This is a genomic window from Geomonas diazotrophica (genome assembly GCF_019063885.1).
GTDB lineage: Bacteria > Desulfobacterota > Desulfuromonadia > Geobacterales > Geobacteraceae > Geomonas > Geomonas diazotrophica.
In genome coordinates, this window is sequence record NZ_CP077684.1 from 1169747 (window position 1) to 1188042 (window position 18296).

An 18296-nucleotide genomic window follows, 5' to 3' on the forward strand; every position below is an offset into this window, starting at 1 on the left:
AACGATGCGAGGCCGCAAGCTTTTGGGCACCCTGTTCCTGGTGAACTTCGCCGTAACGCTCGGCTTCGGCATCGCCGACGCCTTCTTTTCGACCTATCTCTTCAGCCTCGGCGCCCGCGGCCTCATGCTCGGGCTGCCGCTGGTCTGCTATTCCCTCTCCAAGATAGCGTGCGGCCCGGCGCTCGGCGCCTGGTCGGACCGGGTCGGCTACCGAAAGGCCGTGCTCTTGAGCCTCGCCCTTTACCTGCTGGTGTCGGTCGGCTACCTGTTGAACCTCTCGGTTGCGGCGCTCACCGTGCTGCGCCTTTTGCAGGGGGTGAGCTGCGCCCTGTTTCGCCCGGTGCTCCTGTCGCTGGTGGGAAGCTGCGCTGGGGAGGAGGAGCGCGGCACCGTCCTCGCCACCTTCGACATCTCCTTTTACGGCGCGCTCTGCCTTGGGCCGCTTGCCGGCGGCATACTCAAGGACTGCGGGGGCTTTGCGGGGGTCTTCGCGGCGGTCGCGCTCTTGTGCGTGATCGCCCTCTTTGCCGCCCTGCGCGGCATCCCCGGCGGCGGGCGCTTCGCCGGCAACGCCCCGCGCCATGCCCGGACCGGCGCCCCGCAACTTTGGCGCAGTGGTGCCCCCGGCAGCTACCGGGCGCTGCTGGCCTTCATCTTCGGCAGGGCCTTCGGGATCTCGCTTACCGGCGCCTTTCTTCCCATCCTGCTCACCGGCAAGCTGGGGTTGACCGGAGTGCGCAGCGGCCTGGTCCTCGCCTCGGGCACCGTCGCCATGACGCTGCTCCTGCGCCCGATGGGGATCCTCTCGGACCGCGCGCCGCGCCGATTGCTGGTGCTGGCAGGGGGGAGCGCCGTATCCCTGCTCTATTTCCTCATCCCTGCGGCACCCGGTTTCTACCAGATGCTGCTCCTCACCCTGGCCATCGGCGTCTGCAGCGTGGTCTCGCAGCCGGCGAGCAGCGCGCTCCTGGTGGAGGAGGGGGCGCGGCACGGCATGGCGGTGACGGTGGGGACCTTCAACGCCGCCCTCAACCTGGGTTTCGCCGCGGGGCCGCTTCTCGGCGCGCTCCTGCAGGGGGCCTTCGGACTGGTCGCCGTGTTCCATGCGGCGGGGACCATCGGGCTTGGCGCCGTCGCCCTCTTCGCCCTCCACACAAGCCAGGGCGAACCGGAGGTCGCTCTCGCCGCGTCCCCCAAAACGCTGGCGGTTGCCTCCGCGACGGCATCGTCCTCATGTGAATCGGTCCCTCCGTACTCTCACGCCGCTTGACCGGGCCCGCGAAAACGGCTATTCTGGCCAAATTTCACATGAGAGGGGCTAGTTATGGTGCGTCCGAGTTGGGATGAATATTTCATCGAGATCACGCGTCTGGTCGCCAAGCGCTCCACCTGCCTGAGGAGGCAGGTCGGTGCCGTGCTGGTGAAGGACAAGAACATACTCGCGACCGGCTACAACGGTGCGCCATCCGGTACCGCCCACTGCCTGGACATCGGCTGCCTGCGGGAGAAAATGGGAATCCCGTCCGGTGAGCGCCACGAACTCTGCCGCGGCCTGCACGCCGAGCAGAACGCCATCATCCAGGCCGCAAAGCACGGCACCTCCATCGAAGGGGCCACCCTGTACTGCAACACCATGCCCTGCATCATCTGCTCGAAGATGGTGATCAACGCCGGGATCAAGCGGGTCGTTTACCTCTCCGGGTACCCGGACCAGCTGGCGGAGGAGATGATCCGCGAGTCTGGGGTCATCGTCGAGAAGTACGAGGAGCCGCAAGCATGAAATGTCCCTTCTGCAGTTTCAGCGACAGCAAGGTAGTCGACTCCCGCCCCGACAAGGGGGGCGCCGCCATCCGCCGTCGGCGCGAATGCGAGTCCTGCGGCAAGCGTTTCACCACCCACGAGCGGATCGAGGAAGTGCTCCCCCTGGTAACCAAGCGTGACGGCCGGCGCGAGCCCTTCGACCGCCTGAAGCTGGTGGCCGGTCTGCAGAAGGCGTGCGAGAAGAGGCCGGTTTCGGTGGAGACCATCGAGAAGCTGGTGGACCGCCTGGAGACCCGGATGCAGGAGAGCGGCGAGCGCGAGATCCCGACCACCACCCTGGGCGAATGGATCATGAACGAACTTCACGGCATCGACCAGGTCGCCTACGTCCGTTTCGCTTCCGTGTACCGCTCCTTCAAGGACATCAACGAGTTCATGGTGGAGCTGCAGGACCTCCTCAAGAAATAGCTCCCGGTGTCCCGGCCACGTCCGATCACCCCTCTCCCCCCGGGAGAGGGTGGCCGAAGGCCGGGTGAGGGAGATCGCCATAGAGGAAAGCGTAGCGGCCATTGCAGCGCCCTCACCCCGCCCCTCTCCCAGGGGGAGAGGGAGATTAGAGATACCGAGTGCCAGGAGCGAAATGTCTGCTCACCACCTGAAAATGATGCGGCTGGCGCTTACCGAGGCGAGAAAGGGAGTCGGCAAGACCGCCCCCAACCCGGCGGTCGGCTGCGTCATCGTGAAAGACGGCACCATCGTCGGCAAGGGGTGGCACAGAAAAGCCGGCACCCCGCACGCCGAGGTCCATGCCCTGAGGGAGGCCGGTGCGCTCGCCCAAGGCGCCGACGCCTACGTGACCCTCGAGCCCTGCTCCCATTTCGGCAAGACCCCCCCCTGCGCCAAGGCCCTCATCGAGGCCCGCGTGGCCCGCGTCTTCGTCGCCATGGTCGATCCCAACCCGCTGGTGTCCGGCCGCGGCATCGGGATGCTGCGGGAGGCCGGCATCGAGGTCGAGGTGGGGCTTCTGGGGGACGAGAGCCGCGAGCTGAACCGTCCCTTCATAAAGTGGATCCAGAGCAGGCGTCCCTTCGTGGTCTTGAAGAGCGCCCTCACCCTGGACGGCATGAGCGCCACGGCAAGCGGCGATTCGAAGTGGGTGACCGGCGATGCCGCTCGGCGCGAGGTGCACCGGTTGCGCGGCAGGCTGGACGCCATCATGGTCGGCGTCGGCACCGTGATCAAGGACGACCCGCTCTTGACCTGCCGGGTCCCCGGAGGCAAGGACCCGCTGCGCGTCGTCGTCGACTCTACGCTCAGGATTCCGCGGCACGCGGCCCTGTTCAGCCTGAAGTCGCAGGCGCAGACCGTGATCGCCACCTGCTGCACCGATCCGGCGCGGATCGACGCGCTCACGGCGCACGGGGTCGAGGTGCTGGTCTGCAAGGAGCGCGAAGGGCGCGTCGACCTGGACGACCTCCTGGTCAAGCTGGGCGAGCGCGGCGTGCAGTCCGTCCTGCTGGAGGGTGGCAGTCACCTGGCCGGGGCCTTCCTGAGGGAAGGGCTGATCGACCACTGCATGCTGTTCCTGGCGCCGAAACTGGTGGGCGGCGCCGGCATGGGGCTCTTCGCCGGCGAAGGAGTCCGTCTCATGGCCGACGCCATCCGGCTGGAAGACGTGAAGGTAAAGCGGATAGGTGTGGACCTCCTGGTGGAAGGAACGCCCAGAGGATGAAACGCCCAGAGAAACATGTTCTACGTTCTACGTTCTAAGTTCTGGGTTCTAAGTTCTAGGTTCTAAGTTACGTGTTTGCCATGCACGTCATGATGTCTCCTGCGGATGTCACGAATGGGTTTGGTTTAAACGTAGAACATAGAATGTAGAACGTAGAACTGCCGTTAAGAGGTTTTATGTTCACAGGTTTGATTGAAACAGTAGGCGAGCTGGTATCCATCGAGCGCCGCGGCGCGTCGGGGAGCCTCACCGTCAAGACCTCGCTCCCCCCGGACGAGATCCGGATCGGCGATTCCATCGCCGTCAACGGCGCCTGCCTTACGGTGGTCCGCAAAGGGGGCGGTGCCGTCACCTTCGACGTCTCCCCCGAGACCATCGACCGCACCGCCTTCAAGAACCTCAAAGGCGGGGCGCCGCTCAACATGGAGCGGGCCATGCGCCTGTCGGACCGGCTGGACGGCCACCTGGTCTCCGGCCACGTCGACTGCGTCGCCACCATCACCGAGCGCCGCGAGGTGGCGAACAACATCGTCTTCTCCTTCAGGTTCCCCGCGGAGTTCGCGAAATACATCGCGGCCAAGGGCTCCGTCGCCATCGACGGCATCAGCCTCACCGTGAACGGCGTCGGCCCGGACAGCTTCAGCGTCAACATCATCCCGCACACGGCCGCGAAGACGACGCTTCTCTCCAAGAGGGTAGGGGACGAGGTGAACATCGAGACCGACCTGCTCTGCCGCTATCTCGAACGCCTTCTGGCAGGAAGAGAGGAGAAAGAAGGCGGGGTTACCCTGGACCTGCTGGCTAAAAACGGCTTTATCTAGCTGCTTTTGCTTCCACTTGGACGAAAATTTTGTTATGGTCTACGCCCTAAGGTTTGTTGTCCAACCAAATCGGCGCCGGGACCGTGACAGCCGTCGCTTCCACGGCGACCGATACTGAACGAGGAGAGGTTACATAATGTCTGTAGCAAGCATAGAGGAAGCCATTGAGGAAATCAGAGCCGGGAGGATGGTGATCCTGGTAGACGACGAGGACCGCGAGAACGAAGGCGACCTCACCATGGCGGCCCAGTGCGTGACCCCGGAGGCCATCAACTTCATGGCCCGTTTCGGCCGCGGTCTGATCTGCCTCACCATGACCGCGGAACGCTGCGATCGGCTCGACCTGCCGCCCATGGTGCAGGACAACACCTCCTCCTTCGGCACCGCCTTCACCGTCTCCATCGAGGCGAAGAAGGGGGTCACCACCGGCATTTCCGCCGCGGACCGCGCCCACACCATCCTGACCGCTGTGGCGCCCAACGCCCAGGCCGCCGACCTGGCGCGCCCGGGGCACATCTTCCCGCTGCGCGCGAAAAACGGCGGTGTCCTGGTCCGCTCCGGTCAGACCGAGGGATCGGTCGACCTGGCGCGCCTGGCCGGCCTGGAGCCTGCAGGCGTCATCTGCGAGATCATGAACGAAGACGGCACCATGTCGCGCATGCCGGAGCTTAAGAAGTTCGCCAAGGAGCACGGCATCAAGGTCTGCACCATCGCCGACCTGGTTGCCTACCGCTTGAAGCACGAGTCGCTGGTGCGCCGTTCCGTCGACGTGGCGCTCCCCAGCTCCTTCGGCAGCTTCCGCGCCGTCGCCTTCGAAAACGACATCGACAAGCTCGAGCACCTGGCCCTCGTGAAGGGGGACGTCAAGGGTGACGAGCCGATTCTGGTGCGCGTGCACTCCGAGTGCCTGACCGGCGACGTCTTCGGTTCCGTGCGCTGCGACTGCGCGGAGCAGCTGCACGCCGCCATGGGGCAAATCGAGAAGGAAGGAAAGGGGATCGTCCTCTACATGCGCCAGGAAGGGCGTGGCATCGGCCTCACCAACAAGCTCAAAGCATACGCGCTGCAGGACCAGGGTCACGACACCGTCGAGGCGAACCTGGCGCTCGGCTTCAAGGCCGACCTGCGCGACTACGGCATCGGGGCGCAGATCCTGGTCAACCTGGGTGTTAAGAACATCCGTCTGATGACCAACAACCCGAAGAAGCTGATCGGTCTTCAGGGGTACGGCATCAACATCGTCGAGCGCGTGCCCATCGAGATCAAGCCCTCCAAAGCCAACGAAAAGTACCTGAAGACCAAGCGGGAGAAGATGGGGCACCTGCTGGAAAACATTTGAAAAGCAGATAAAGATAAAGATTAAGATTGAGGAATCTTGAAAAGCAGATAAAGATAAAGATTAAGATTGAGGAATCCTGAAAGGCAGATAAAGATAAAGATTAAGATTGAGGAATCCCCTCTGTAACTTGGTCTTCATCTTTATCTTTATCTTTATCTTTATCTTAGTCTTAGTCTTAGTCTTAGTCTTAGTCTTAGTCTTAGTCTTAATCTTAATCTTAATCTTAGTCTTAATCTTAGTCTTAATCTTAGTCTTAGTCTTAGTCTTAATCTTAATCTTAATCTTAATCTTTGATTGGAGTCATTATGCCTAAATATTTAGAGGGAAAGCTGAACGCCGAAGGGCTCAAGTTCGCCATCGTGGTCGGCCGCTTCAACAGCTTCATCGGGGAAAGGCTCCTCGAGGGGGCGCTGGACGCCCTGGTGCGCCACGGCGCCGATGACCAGCAGATCACCGTGGTACGCGTGCCGGGTGCCTTCGAGATCCCGCTTGCCGCGCAGAAGCTGGCCAAAACCGGCAGCTACGACGCCCTGATCTGCCTGGGTGCCGTGATCCGCGGTTCCACCCCCCACTTCGACTACGTTTCCTCCGAGGTATCCAAGGGGATCGCCCACGTCTCCCTGGAGACCGGGGTTCCCGTCGCCTTCGGCGTACTGACCACTGACACCATCGAGCAGGCCATCGAACGTGCCGGGACCAAGGCCGGCAACAAGGGATTCGAGGCCGCCGTGACGGTGATCGAAACCGCAAACCTGTTCAGGGAGATGAAATAATTGACCACACGCAGAGAAGGTAGAGAACTGGCGCTGCAGGCGCTCTACTCCAAGGACCTGGTGACGCAGGACCCGAACATCACGCTCAAACGCATCGTCGAGAGCTTCGGCGAAGGTGAGGACCCGACCCTTTCGGCCAACTCCAAGGCCTATGCCTTCGCGTCCGAGCTGGTCGCCGGGGTTGCCAGCCACCTGCAGGAGATCGACGGCCGCATCGCCGAGAAATCGAAACACTGGAGCATGGCCCGCATGGCGCGCGTGGATCTGAACATCCTGCGCCTGGCCGTGTTCGAGCTTTTGTTCCGTCCGGACATCCCGAAGAACGTCACCATGAACGAGGCCATCGAGGTCGCCAAGAAGTTCGGCGCCGACGATTCCGCCTCCTTCGTGAACGGCATCCTGGACGAGATCGCCTCCACGGTGACCGACAAGGAATAAACCGGATAAACAGGAAAACATAAATAACAGGGATAAAAGGGATAAACGGGATAAACCATGAACCGGATAACCCGTTCAAGCATAAAACGGGTTAAACCGAAACCGGATAAACTGGAACCCGGGATGAGAACTCTGCCTAACGTCCCCCCTTTTGCGAAGGGGGGACAGGGGGGATTTGCTTCAGGTGATGTGCTTCAGTTGTTATCCCTTTGATCCCTTTTATCCCTGTTCAATGCCTTTGAAATTAAATCTGAAATCGATCAAAGAGGGAATATGGAAGAGATTAAGGTAGGCCTGCTTGGTTTCGGCACCATCGGTGCCGGCGTCGTGAAGCTGCTCAAGGAAAACTCCACCCTCCTCACAGAGAAGACCGGCACCCGGATCTCTCTGAAGACCATCGTAGACCTGGACATCACCACCGACCGCGGTGTCTGCACCGAGGGGATCACGCTCTCCCGGAACGCCGACGACGTGCTCACCGACCCGGAGATCTCCGTGGTGATCGAGCTGATCGGCGGCTACGAGCCGGCACGCAGCTTCGCCCTCAAGGCGATCGGCAACGGCAAGCACGTGGTCACGGCCAACAAGGCGCTCTTGGCGGTGCACGGCGAGGAGATCTACGCCGCGGCCAAGAAGAACGGCGTCGAGGTCCTCTTCGAGGCGGCTGTGGGTGGAGGCATCCCGGTTCTCTCCGCGATCAAGGGGAACATGGCGGGCAACCGCTTCTCCACCGTGCTCGGCATCGTGAACGGCACCTGCAACTACATCCTCACCCGGATGACCCAGGAAGGCGCCGACTTTGCCGAGGTGTTGAAGAGCGCGCAGGAACTGGGGTACGCCGAGGCCGATCCGACCTTCGACATCGAAGGGGTCGACACCGCGCACAAGCTCTGCCTGCTCTTGTCGCTTTGCTTCGGCACCAGGATCGACCTCAAGGACGTCTACTCCGAGGGGATCACCTCGATCACCTCCGAGGACGTCGACTTCGCCCACACCTTCGGTTATCGCATCAAGCTTCTGGCCATCGGCAAGATGGACGGCGGCCAGATCGAGGCGCGCGTCCATCCGACCATGATCCCCATCGACTACCCGCTGGCCGACGTGCATGGCGTCTTCAACGCCATCAGGCTCACCGGCGATTTCGTCGGTCCGGTCATGTTCTACGGCCGCGGTGCCGGCATGGAGGCCACCGCGAGCGCCGTCGTCGGTGACGTGGTCGATCTCGCCCGGAACCTGTGCGCCGGCATCACCCGCCGCTGCTCGCCGCTGGGCTTTTTGGACGACAATGTCACCACGCTGCCGATCAAGCCGATCGGCGAGATCGTCAACAAGTACTACATCCGTTTCCAGGCCCTTGACCGTCCGGGCGTACTGGCCCGCATCGCCGGAGCCTTGGGGGCGCGCGGCATCAGCATCGCCTCCATGCTGCAAAGTGCCAGGAGCGCCGACGAAGTCCCCATCGTGATCACCACCCACGAGGCGCGCGAGGAGGATGTGAGGAAGGCACTGGCCGAGATCGACACCTTCGAGGTGATCCGAGCCAAGAGCACCTACATCAGGATCGAGGACAACCTCGAGTAACGGACTTGTAGCAGCCAGGACAAAGAAAGGGCGGGGATATCGAATCCCCGCCCTTTCTTTTTTAAGGCGTTACCACAGATGACACCGAGGCCACAGAGGCCACAGAGTAAAGGCAGTTCAGGGGGGGACCGAACTATTTCCTTACTCCGTGACCTCCGTGGTTTCTCCGTGTTCCGTCTTCAGGTCTGCGTTTAACGTAGAACCTAGAACGTAGAACCTAGAACGTAGAACCTAGAACGTAGAACCTAGAACGTAGAACATAGAACATAGAACTTAGGCTTAGATGTCCGTCAGCCTCTCTCGTACTTCTCCACCACGCTCCGGTAGTGCTCCTCGAATCCCGTCTCCGACTTCTGCTCAGCCTTCTGATACCCGGCGACGATGCCGTGACGGACACCCTCGGGAAGGATCCGCTCGGCGAGCGGGTAGAGGATGTCGTCCTCCTTGGCGATGTGCTCGCGCAGAAGGTCCAGGTACCCCCTGGCGTTGGCGACGATGGCCTCTTCCTGCCCGGCCTCGCCCTTCAGCGCCCTTGTCGCCGCCTCTTCCATCCCCTTCACGTAGGAGCGCCCCAGGTCGTGTTCCATCAGCATGGCCGCCACCGGGCTGTTCTCCCGGGGCATGCCGTTTGCCACCAGCGCTTCGAACAGGACATCCTCCTCCTTGGCGTGGTGGAAACGGTCGGCGTAGTTCCTGATGAAGTCCACACCGTCCAGGTAGAACTGGTAATTCTTGAAGCTTCCTTCCTCGGTGAGCCGCGCGTTTTTCTCCAGAAGGGCGAGCATCCTCAGTATCAACTGGTGCTCGTCCTTTAGCCTTTGGGTGATGTCCTGTTTCATGACCTAGTTTCTCCTCTCACCGTTGATGCCGATCACCGCGGTCTCAAGCGGGATCTCCTTGCCGGACTGGGCCAGCGCCTGGCGCACCATCACGTCGAGGCCGCGGCAGCAGGGGACTTCCATGATCGCGACGGTGATGCTCTTCACGTTGTTCTCGCTGAAGATCCGGGCCAGCTTCTCCACGTACGGGGCGGTGTCGTCGAGCTTCGGGCAGGCGATCGCCAGCGCCTTGCCCTTCAACAGGTCGCTGTGGAAGCTCCCCAGGGCGAAGGCCACGCAGTCGGCGGCGATCAGTATCTCGCTGTCCTGGAACCACGGTGCGGTCGGCGGGACCAGGTGCAGCTGCACCGGCCACTGCCTGAGCTCGGAAGCCGCCTTCACGGTGCTCTCGTTCTCGGTTGCCTCGTTCCTCTCGATAACCCTTGCCATGCTGCCGGGGCAGCCGCATCCTGCATGTGCCATTTTCGTTTCTCCCTTTTATATGGTTGTCTTCGTTTTGGTTGTGGCGTGTGCCGTTTCGATTTTTCTAGGCGACCCTGCGATTTTCCTCTTTTGCGTCCAAATAGTCATTTATCTCTTTTTCCACCGCCGTCTCCTGCTCCGGAGTCAGACCATGGATGGAAACCACATCTTTGAGAAGGCAGATGCCGACCTTGCAGGTGACGCATCCGATCTCGTAGCGGTTCAGGATCTCCCCGATCTCCGGGTGGTTCGCTATCACGTTTTGAATCGCCGTATCGCCCAAGCCGTTTTTGAATTCCATCTGCTTCCTCCCGTGTTCTTGATGATCTGACAATACCCCTCCCGCCTCAAATTGTTTATGACCTGCGTCAAAAATATTCGATTGTCTGAATCTGTGCCGCTGCCGCCGAATTGCGGAGAAACATTGACGTTTTGCCGAATCCGCGTACAATGGATCGCTGGCGCGGCTGGTAAAAAGCGGGCGACAGCGGGAAAAAAATCGGAGGTGCAGCATGGAGCAGGACCTCAGATCTCAGATCGAACGACTGGAACAGGGCAAGGGGTTCCTCCCGGAGGTGAAGGCGCAATTGGAGCGTGCCTACGCCGAGATCGCGCAGAAGGTGATCACGGCCGAGGTTCCCAAGGGGGGTGAAACGGCCCCCGACTTCGTGCTTCCCAACGCGGTGGGGATTCCGGTCGCGCTGGCCGACGCGCTCGCGCACGGCCCCGCCGTGGTCACCTTCTACCGGGGGATCTGGTGACCCTACTGCAGCCTTCAGTTGAGGGCCTACCAGAAGATCCTCCCGCAGATACTGGAGCGCGGCGCTTCCCTGATGGCGATTTCGCCGCAGGGCCCGGACAAGTCGCAGGCGACGCTGTTGAACAATTTCCTGCAGTACGAGGTGTTGAGCGATTTGGGCAACGTGGTGGCACGCCGCTACGGTCTCGTGTACCGGCTTCCCGAATGGGTGCGCGATCTTTACCTGGGGCTTGGGGTGAACCTTCCCGAGTTCAACGCCGACGAGTCCTGGGAGCTCCCCATGCCCGGCACCTTCGTGGTGGGGCGGGACGGCAGGATCATCACCAGCTATGCCGACAGCGATCCCCGCAACCGCCTGGAGCCGCAGGCCATACTCGATGCGCTGAAGGCGTAAAAACAAGGCTTTAACGCAAAGGCGCAAAGCCGCGGAGACACAAAGAGATAAACAATACGTTTTGGATTTTCCACCAGTTGTTTCTTTGTCCTTTGCGTCTTTGCGTTAACAAAAAGAAGTTCCTTTTTTGGGGTCTTTGGGTTCCAATCCCGATTTTCTGCTTAGCGTCTTGGCGCCTTTGCGCCTTTGCGTTAGAGCTTTTGGCCTTGGATCTCATCTGTTTCACAGCTTTGCGCCTCTGCGGCTTTGCGTTACCAATTCCAGTTTTTGACTTTCTGTAGGGGGGACGATGACCACGAAGATAGGTATTTTGACCGGAGGCGGGGACTGCCCGGGGCTGAACGCGGTGATCAGGGGGGTGGTGAAGGCGGCGGTCGGGCGCGGCTGGGAGGTGGTCGGCATAGAGGACGGCTTCGACGGTTTCCTCCACCCGGAAAAGTGCCGGCCTCTGGGACTCGAAGAGGTGCGCGGCATCCTGCCGCGCGGCGGCACCATCCTCGGCACCTCCAACCGCGGCAACCCCTTCGCCTTCCCCATCATGCGCGAGGGGAAGGTGGAACTGGTCGACGTCTCCGACGAGGTCCGCTCCCGGATCGTCAAGCTCGGCCTGGACGCGCTGGTCGTCGTGGGGGGGGACGGTTCCCTCAAGATCGCCCAGGAGATGATGAGGCGCGGCATCCCCATCGTGGGGGTGCCAAAGACCATCGACAACGACCTTCTGGAGACCGACGTCACCTTCGGCTACAACACCGCCCTCGAGACCGCGACCGACGCCCTCGACAAGCTTCATTCCACCGCGGAAAGCCACCACCGCGTCATGGTGCTCGAGGTGATGGGACGCTACGCCGGCTGGATCGCCCTCGAATCGGGCATCGCCGGCGGCGCCGACGTCATCCTCATCCCGGAGATCCCCTATGACATCGACAGGATCCGCGACGCCATCATCGAGCGCTGCAAACGCGGCCGGCGCTTCAGCGTGGTCGTGGTCGCCGAAGGGGCCTATCCCAAGGGTGGAAACCGGGTGCTCAAGGAGACGGCCGGCGGCAAATCCGTGGTGGAAAGGCTGGGCGGGGTGGGGGAGGCGCTGTCCCGGGAACTGGGCGGCGTCCTCGAGATGGACATCAGGGTCACCGTGCTGGGGCATCTGCAGCGCGGCGGCACTCCCTCCACCTTCGACCGCTGTATCGGCAGCAGGTTCGGGGTGAAGGCGGTGGAATTGGTCGAGGCCGGTTTGTTCGGGCAGATGGTCTGCCTCAAGGGGCGGCGCATAACCTCGGTCCCCATCGAGGACGCCGTGCGCAGCCTGAACCTCATCGATCCCGCCGGTGAGATGGTGCGGCATGCCGAGGCACTGGGAATCATGCTGGGTAGATAGCTTTAAGGATATGGTTGACTTTGCCTAATCTCTGAACTAGACTGCGGAAAATTTCTCCGGCCGCACCCAGCGGCAAAGAACGCAACGAGGTGGTTTACATATGAAGAACCCGATCGCCGGAGCCAACAGGAGCCAGCTCTACGCGCTTGCCGGCTTTTTTATGGGGTCCATGGCCCCCCTGGGATGGATCATCCTGCGTCTTTTGCTGTTCTCGGACCCCAACCTCCCCCTCAGCTCCCAGCTCTTTTCGGAGATGACCCACAGCGCCCAGGGCATGGCCCTTTACGTCTACATGGGCGTTGGGACCGCGGTCGTGCTCGCCGTCGTCGGCTTCTTCATCGGCCGTGCCATCGACGAGCTGCACCTAAAGGGTCAAAAGCTGGACCAGCTGGTCCAGGAAGTCGACGGACAGAAGAAACTCTTCGAGAACCGCTACAAGGTGCTCGACAACAACATCAAGAACTTCCACAAGATCGGCAGCCGGATCCAGAAGGCGATGCGCAGCGACGACGTGCTGGCGCTCTGCGTGGAGGGGCTGCACGAGGTGCTTGGGTACGAGCGGGTCAACGTCCTCATGGTGGACGCCGAGCGCAAGAACCTCTACTTCGCCGTCAGCGCCGGCAACGAGAGCGCCGTGGGACCCGAGGTCACCGTCCCGCTCGACGCCCGTTCCGGCGTCATCTACAAGAGCTTCCAGGAGAAGCAGGTCTACTTCGTGGAAGACATCTCCAAGTACCCCGCCGAGTACCTGCTGCAGTCCCCCTACGATTCCATCGAGCCTTTGCGCTCCTCCACCTTCATCCTCTGCCCCATCATCCTCAAGGGTGAGACCATCGGGGTGTTCGGCCTGGACAACAAGAAGAGCCACCGCGCCCTCAACGATACCGACGTCGACACCATCCGCCTGTTCGCCGACCAGGCGGCCGCGGCCCTGATGCGCATCAGCCTCTTGCAGTCCATCGACCGGCTCACCCTGGAACTGGGAAGAACCTTCTCCGATCTTGCCCAAAAGAGGGAGAACTTCTCCTCCAATCTCTACCGCCTGATGAACGCGGCCGAGTCCCTCTCCGGGGGCGCCATCAAGATCGACGCCGCAAGCCACGGCGTCATGGAATCGGTCGACAGCGCCAGCGTCTCCGCCGCCCAGATCTCCGTTGCCACCGACCAGATCACCCAGAACATGGACGCGCTCTCCGACTCGGTGTACAAGTCGGTTTCCGCCATGGAACAGATCACCTCGACCCTCAGGCAGGTGGAGAAGAGCACCGGGCACTCCCACAGCCTCTCCAGCCGGGTCAAGGAGCACGCCGAGCAGGGGACCCGCATCGTGCAGGAGACGGTAGGCGCCCTGGCCGAGATCCAGCGCTCCGTCGATCTCTCCTACGAGGGGATCAAGCGCCTGAGCGCCAACAGCGGCAGGATCGAAGGGTTCGTCAGCGTCATCAACGACATCACCAAGAGGACCAACCTCCTGGCGCTCAACGCCTCCATCATCGCGGCGCAGGCAGGCGAGTACGGCAAGAGCTTCGGCGTCGTCGCCGACGAGATCAGGAACCTCTCGCTGCAGACCGGCCTCTCCACCGGCGAGATCACCGGCATCATCGAGGAGATCATGTCCGAGTCCCGCACCGCGGCCGACAACGTGACCAACACCAAGGAGCTGGTCAAGAAGGGGGTCAAGCTCGGGCAGCAGACCGGCGCCTCGCTGGGAAGCATCCTGGAGAGCTCGCAGAAGGCGCTGGACATGACCGAGCAGATCAAGCTCGCCACCGAGGAGCAGGCGACCAGCGTGCAGCTGGTGACCCGTTCCATCGAGGACGTGAGCTCCATGACCATGCAGATCTTCAAGTCCTCCAAGGAGCAGGGGCAGGCGACCAAGGCCGTGGCGAGCGCCCTCGAGGATGTCAAGGATATGAGCCACGACATGGTCAACGCCGCCGGGCGCCAAAGCGCGGACAGCGGCGAGATCAAGGGGAGCATCGACTACGTCACCAGGATGGCCGAGGCGATCTTCGACGGCATCGAGCAGCGCCAGCAGGAGAGCAGCCAGGTGGTCAGGGACCTCGAGCAGATGAGGGCGAGCGCCGAGTAGGCAGAAAAGTCTGGACTTTGCCGCAACGGTTGTGTTAGTTTCTAACGGCGTTTGGCCCGCTATCGACAAGTGGAGCCGCCAAGAGCGCCGACATCACGTACATACCGCCTGGATTTCGCAAGGAACCGGTACGGGAAGCGATAAGCTGAGTGAAGCTGCGCCATAATCGTGTGCGCACGCTCCTTTATACAGCGTCTTCCCTGCCGGAGACGTTTTTTTTTGCCCGAAAGGCGGGACAGGGCTCAGGACGGCTTGGCCGGCTCGCCCCGAATCCGCCGGTACCCTGTTCTGTTTACCCGTATACGGAAATGCCGGCCAGGGCGAGTGACCCGCTGTAGGGGCGAATAACCATTCGCCCGGCTTTTCCCGGATCGCCATTACCACAGGAGCCGCATAAACGATGCAAAAGACCAAAACCGTTCTCGACTTTCACAGGATGAAGGCGGAAGGGGAAAAGATAACGGTCCTCACCAGCTACGACTTCCCGATGACCGGGCTCATCGACGCCGCAGGCATCGACATGATCCTGGTCGGCGATTCGGTCGGGGTCGTGGTGGCGGGTTACGACAACACCCTGCCGGTCACCATGGAGGACATGGTCTACCATACGAGAGCCGTGATGCGGGCGCGCCCCAAGGCGTTCGTGGTGGCCGACATGCCCTTTCTCTCCTACCAGACCGACCTGAAGAGCGCCCGCCTCAACGCGGGGATGCTGGTGAAGGACGGCGGTGCCGCCGCGGTCAAGATCGAGGGTGGCGTCAACGTCGCCGAGACCATCGCCGCCATCACCGCCATGGACATCCCCGTGATGGGGCACATCGGCCTCACCCCGCAGTCGCTGCACCGCATGGGGGGCTACAAGGTGCAGGGGAAGGGTGACGCACAGGCGGAGAAACTGGTCGAGGACGCCCGCGCCGTGGAGGCGGCAGGCGCCTTCGCCGTGGTCCTCGAGGGGATCCCGATGGCCCTTGCCAAGCGGATCACCGAGGAACTCACCATACCGACCATCGGTATCGGTGCCGGTCCCCATTGCGACGGGCAGGTGCTGGTGATCCACGACATCCTGGGGCTTTGCAGCAAGTACTCCCCGAAGTTCGTCAAGCGCTACGCCGAGCTCGCGCCGATCATCGGCGAGGCCGTCGCCAACTACATCGCCGACGTCAAGGGCGGCGCATTTCCCGAAGAAAGGCATTGTTTCAAATGATAATCATCGAATCCGTCGCCGAGATGCAGCAGTTTGCCCGGCAAAGGCGGGGCGAAATCGCCCTGGTGCCCACCATGGGCTACCTGCACGAGGGGCACGCGTCCCTCATGGTGGAGGCGCGCAAGCGCGCCAAGACCGTCGTGGTCAGCATCTTCGTGAACCCGACCCAGTTCGGCGTCAACGAGGACCTGGACAGCTACCCCCGCGACTTCGAGCGCGACCGGAAGGTCGCCTCCGCAGCCGGGGTGGACGTGATCTTCGCGCCCAAGGCCGCTGACATGTACCCCGCCGGCTACCAGAGCTACCTGAACGTCGAGGGGCTCACCACCGAGCTTTGCGGCGCGAGCCGTCCCGGCCATTTCCGCGGCGTGACCACCGTGGTCGCCAAGCTCTTCAACATCGTGATGCCGAGCGTCGCCCTCTTCGGCAAGAAGGACTTCCAGCAGCTCGCCGTGATCCGGCGCATGGTGCAGGACTTCAACTTCGACGTCGAGATCGTCGGGATGCCCATCGTGCGCGAGGCCGACGGTCTGGCGCTCAGTTCCCGCAACGCGCGGCTCGACCCGGAACAGCGCCGGCAGGCCCTCTGCCTCTCCCGCTCCATCGCGGCCGCCCGCGAGGCCTTCCGGGGCGGCGAGCGCGCAGTGGCGGTCCTGCGGCAAAAGGCGCTCGCCCTCATCGAGGCCGAGAGCGCCGCGGAGCTCGATTACCTGGAGTTCAGGGATCAGGATACCCTGCTCCCGTTGCAGATAGCGGATGAGAGAACGCTGCTCGCACTGGCCGTGCGGGTCGGCCCGGTAAGATTGATCGACAACTGTGTACTAGGGGAGGAATAAGGATATGGACAGGAAGATGCTGAAGAGCAAGATTCACCGCGCCACCGTCACCGGTGCCGACCTGCATTACGAGGGGAGCATCACCATCGATCTCGACCTCATGGAAGCGGCCGACATCATACCCTACGAGGCCGTCTGCATCTGGGACGTCACCAACGGCAGCCGTTTCGAGACCTACGCCATCGAGGGTGAGCGCGGTTCCGGCGTGATCTGCATCAACGGCGCGGCCGCGAGGCTGGTGGCGCCGCAGGACCTGGTCATCATCGCGAGCTTCGTCAACATGGAAAACGCCGAGGCGATCGCGCACGAGCCGAAACTGGTCTTCGTCGACGAGAAAAACAGGATGCTCCCCACCCGCAAGGAGGCCGCAGGCCAGGCGACCCTGAAGAGCGTGCACTGGAAGAACTAGCAACCGCTTTGAAGAAACGACAGGGACGCTGACGAAGGTAATTCGTCAGCGTCCTTTTTATTGGTCCGGTCTGGAATAGAAGAGAAGGGGGGACGGGGGGGATTTGGGATTTGCTTCGCGCACCTCCCTCTCGCCTAACCTCCCACTACCTGTTAAACTGCTTCTGTTGCAAGTTCACGGGGCACATGTTCCTCTGTGTCCTCTGTGGCAAGAGCTTTTGGGGGGTCCGAATGAGAATCTACGCCGCTTCCTACCTGCTGCCGATTTCGTCTCCGCCGATAGCGGGCGGTGCCCTGGCCGTGAAAGACGGGCGCATCGTCGCGGTCGGCAAGGTCCACGAGCTCCGTGCGCAGTTTTCCGCTCCGGTCACCGACCTGCACGAGTCCGTGATCATGCCGGGCCTGGTGAATGCCCACACCCACCTCGAACTCACCCACTTCCCCGCGTGGAAGCTGCGCAAAGAGCTCGACTACCTCCCCAAGCGCTACGTCGAGTGGATCCAGCAGGTGGTGAAGATAAAGCGGGCCCTGGAACCGGGAGATCTGGAGCATTCGGTCCGGGAAGGGATGCGGCTTTGCCTGGAATCCGGCACCACCGCCGTGGGCGACATCCTCTCCGACCTCTCGCTCGTTCCCCTGTACCGCGACACACCGCTCACCGGGAGGCTCTTCCTGGAAGCGATCGGCCACGACCCGCTTTTGTGCGACACGCTGGTGGCGCGGATTGAAGCGACGCTCGAGACGTTGCAGGGGGGACTCCTCCCGGGCCTCTCCCCGCACACCCCCCACACCGTTTCCGGAAAGCTGTTCCGCTGCCTGCAGGCCCTCTCCGAGAAAATCTCGGCGCCCAAGGCGGTGCATCTCTCCGAGACGGCCGACGAAGCCCTCTTCATGCACGACAGCAGCGGCGCCATCGCCGAACTGCTCTACCCCATGGCGCATTGGGAGCAGTACCTGCCGCACCCGATGCGCACCACCTCGACGCGCTACCTGGACGAGCTGGGCGTCCTGGATTCCGCGACCCTGGCGGTGCACGCCGTCCACGTCACCCCGAACGACGTCTCCATCCTCAAGGAGCGCGGGGTAAGCGTCGTCCTTTGCCCGCGCAGCAACGACCGTCTCTTCGTCGGCTGCGCTCCGCACAAGCTCTTGAAGGAATCCGGGCTGCAACTGGCCCTCGGCACGGACTCGCTTGCCAGCAACGATTCGCTCTCCCTTTGGGACGAGATCAACTTCCTCCAGCAGGTTGCCCCCGGCGTCTTCAGCTGCCAGGAGCTGCTCACCATGGCAACGCTTGGGGGGGCGCGGGCGCTGCGTATCGACGCCGACACCGGGTCGCTGCAAGCCGGCAAACGAGCCGACTTCCAGGTCCTCGGCGGCTGCAACCACGACGCCGGCGCCGGGATCGAGTCCACCGTCCTGGCCAGGGGGCGCCTGGAGCAGGTTTACCTCGCCGGAACAGCGCGGCCGTAAGGCACTCC

19 protein-coding genes are annotated in these 18296 nt (G+C 62.3%); 16 read left to right on the plus strand and 3 right to left on the minus strand.

Annotation, left to right across the window (positions count from 1 at the left end; genetic code table 11):
* Nucleotides 1-4 precede the first annotated feature (4 nt).
* The 9 genes from KP003_RS05155 (at nucleotide 5) to KP003_RS05195 (ending at nucleotide 8445) form a co-directional block, all read left to right on the plus strand.
* The gene (locus KP003_RS05155; RefSeq protein ID WP_216790872.1) at nucleotides 5-1270 is read left to right on the plus strand and encodes an MFS transporter; all 1266 of its coding nucleotides are present in this window, start codon (nucleotides 5-7) and stop codon (nucleotides 1268-1270) included.
* Between the two features lie 54 nt (nucleotides 1271-1324).
* Nucleotides 1325-1780 (plus strand): deoxycytidylate deaminase, encoded by a 456-nt coding sequence (locus tag KP003_RS05160; protein WP_216498305.1) that lies wholly within the window; start codon nucleotides 1325-1327, stop codon nucleotides 1778-1780.
* A complete protein-coding gene (nrdR, locus tag KP003_RS05165; RefSeq protein WP_216498304.1) occupies nucleotides 1777-2229 on the plus strand; it encodes a transcriptional regulator NrdR in 453 nt (150 codons plus the stop codon). The genes KP003_RS05160 and nrdR overlap by 4 nt, the downstream gene beginning before the upstream one ends.
* Nucleotides 2230-2401: 172 nt before the next feature.
* A complete protein-coding gene (ribD, locus tag KP003_RS05170) occupies nucleotides 2402-3493 on the plus strand; it encodes a bifunctional diaminohydroxyphosphoribosylaminopyrimidine deaminase/5-amino-6-(5-phosphoribosylamino)uracil reductase RibD (RefSeq protein ID WP_216790874.1) in 1092 nt (363 codons plus the stop codon).
* A gap of 176 nt (nucleotides 3494-3669) precedes the next feature.
* A complete protein-coding gene (locus KP003_RS05175; protein ID WP_216790876.1) occupies nucleotides 3670-4314 on the plus strand; it encodes a riboflavin synthase in 645 nt (214 codons plus the stop codon).
* A 136-nt stretch (nucleotides 4315-4450) separates the two neighbouring features.
* A complete protein-coding gene (locus KP003_RS05180; protein ID WP_216498301.1) occupies nucleotides 4451-5653 on the plus strand; it encodes a bifunctional 3,4-dihydroxy-2-butanone-4-phosphate synthase/GTP cyclohydrolase II in 1203 nt (400 codons plus the stop codon).
* Nucleotides 5654-5958: 305 nt separating this feature from the next.
* Nucleotides 5959-6426 (plus strand): 6,7-dimethyl-8-ribityllumazine synthase, encoded by a 468-nt coding sequence (gene ribH / locus KP003_RS05185; RefSeq protein ID WP_216498300.1) that lies wholly within the window; start codon nucleotides 5959-5961, stop codon nucleotides 6424-6426.
* The gene (gene nusB / locus KP003_RS05190) at nucleotides 6427-6864 is read left to right on the plus strand and encodes a transcription antitermination factor NusB (RefSeq protein ID WP_216498299.1); all 438 of its coding nucleotides are present in this window, start codon (nucleotides 6427-6429) and stop codon (nucleotides 6862-6864) included. It abuts the gene before it with no gap.
* 273 nt (nucleotides 6865-7137) lie between these two features.
* A complete protein-coding gene (locus KP003_RS05195; protein WP_216790878.1) occupies nucleotides 7138-8445 on the plus strand; it encodes a homoserine dehydrogenase in 1308 nt (435 codons plus the stop codon).
* Nucleotides 8446-8735: 290 nt separating this feature from the next.
* Here the strand turns inward: KP003_RS05195 and KP003_RS05200 are convergent, their stop codons facing one another.
* The 3 genes from KP003_RS05200 to KP003_RS05210 all read right to left on the minus strand — a co-directional run bounded on the left by KP003_RS05200 (nucleotide 8736) and on the right by KP003_RS05210 (nucleotide 10047).
* Complete coding sequence (locus tag KP003_RS05200) at nucleotides 8736-9284, minus strand: hemerythrin domain-containing protein (protein WP_216498297.1); 549 nt, start codon at nucleotides 9282-9284, stop codon at nucleotides 8736-8738.
* Between the two features lie 3 nt (nucleotides 9285-9287).
* A complete protein-coding gene (locus KP003_RS05205; protein ID WP_216498296.1) occupies nucleotides 9288-9746 on the minus strand; it encodes an iron-sulfur cluster-binding oxidoreductase in 459 nt (152 codons plus the stop codon).
* 64 nt (nucleotides 9747-9810) lie between these two features.
* Nucleotides 9811-10047, minus strand: a complete 237-nt coding sequence (locus tag KP003_RS05210; protein ID WP_216498295.1) for a hypothetical protein — start codon at nucleotides 10045-10047, stop codon at nucleotides 9811-9813.
* 211 nt (nucleotides 10048-10258) lie between these two features.
* On the opposite strand from KP003_RS05210, the gene KP003_RS05215 reads away from it, so the two are divergent.
* The 7 genes from KP003_RS05215 (at nucleotide 10259) to KP003_RS05245 (ending at nucleotide 18288) form a co-directional block, all read left to right on the plus strand.
* On the plus strand, nucleotides 10259-10900 hold the full coding sequence (locus KP003_RS05215; RefSeq protein ID WP_216790880.1) for a peroxiredoxin-like family protein: 642 nt from the start codon (nucleotides 10259-10261) through the stop codon (nucleotides 10898-10900).
* Between the two features lie 289 nt (nucleotides 10901-11189).
* A complete protein-coding gene (locus KP003_RS05220) occupies nucleotides 11190-12275 on the plus strand; it encodes a 6-phosphofructokinase (protein ID WP_217300437.1) in 1086 nt (361 codons plus the stop codon).
* Between the two features lie 100 nt (nucleotides 12276-12375).
* Nucleotides 12376-14367 carry a methyl-accepting chemotaxis protein gene (locus KP003_RS05225; RefSeq protein ID WP_216498292.1) on the plus strand — a complete coding sequence of 664 codons (1992 nt, stop codon included), beginning with the start codon at nucleotides 12376-12378 and terminating at the stop codon, nucleotides 14365-14367.
* A 400-nt stretch (nucleotides 14368-14767) separates the two neighbouring features.
* A complete protein-coding gene (gene panB, locus KP003_RS05230) occupies nucleotides 14768-15571 on the plus strand; it encodes a 3-methyl-2-oxobutanoate hydroxymethyltransferase (protein ID WP_216498291.1) in 804 nt (267 codons plus the stop codon).
* Nucleotides 15568-16407, plus strand: coding sequence for a pantoate--beta-alanine ligase (gene panC, locus KP003_RS05235; protein WP_216498565.1), 840 nt, complete (start codon nucleotides 15568-15570; stop codon nucleotides 16405-16407). Before panB ends, panC begins: the two co-directional genes overlap by 4 nt.
* A 4-nt stretch (nucleotides 16408-16411) precedes the next feature.
* Complete coding sequence (panD, locus tag KP003_RS05240; RefSeq protein WP_216498290.1) at nucleotides 16412-16816, plus strand: aspartate 1-decarboxylase; 405 nt, start codon at nucleotides 16412-16414, stop codon at nucleotides 16814-16816.
* A gap of 230 nt (nucleotides 16817-17046) precedes the next feature.
* Entirely contained in the window at nucleotides 17047-18288 is a 1242-nt protein-coding gene (locus tag KP003_RS05245) for an amidohydrolase family protein (protein ID WP_216790882.1), read from the plus strand.
* The last annotated feature ends 8 nt before the right edge of the window (nucleotides 18289-18296 follow it).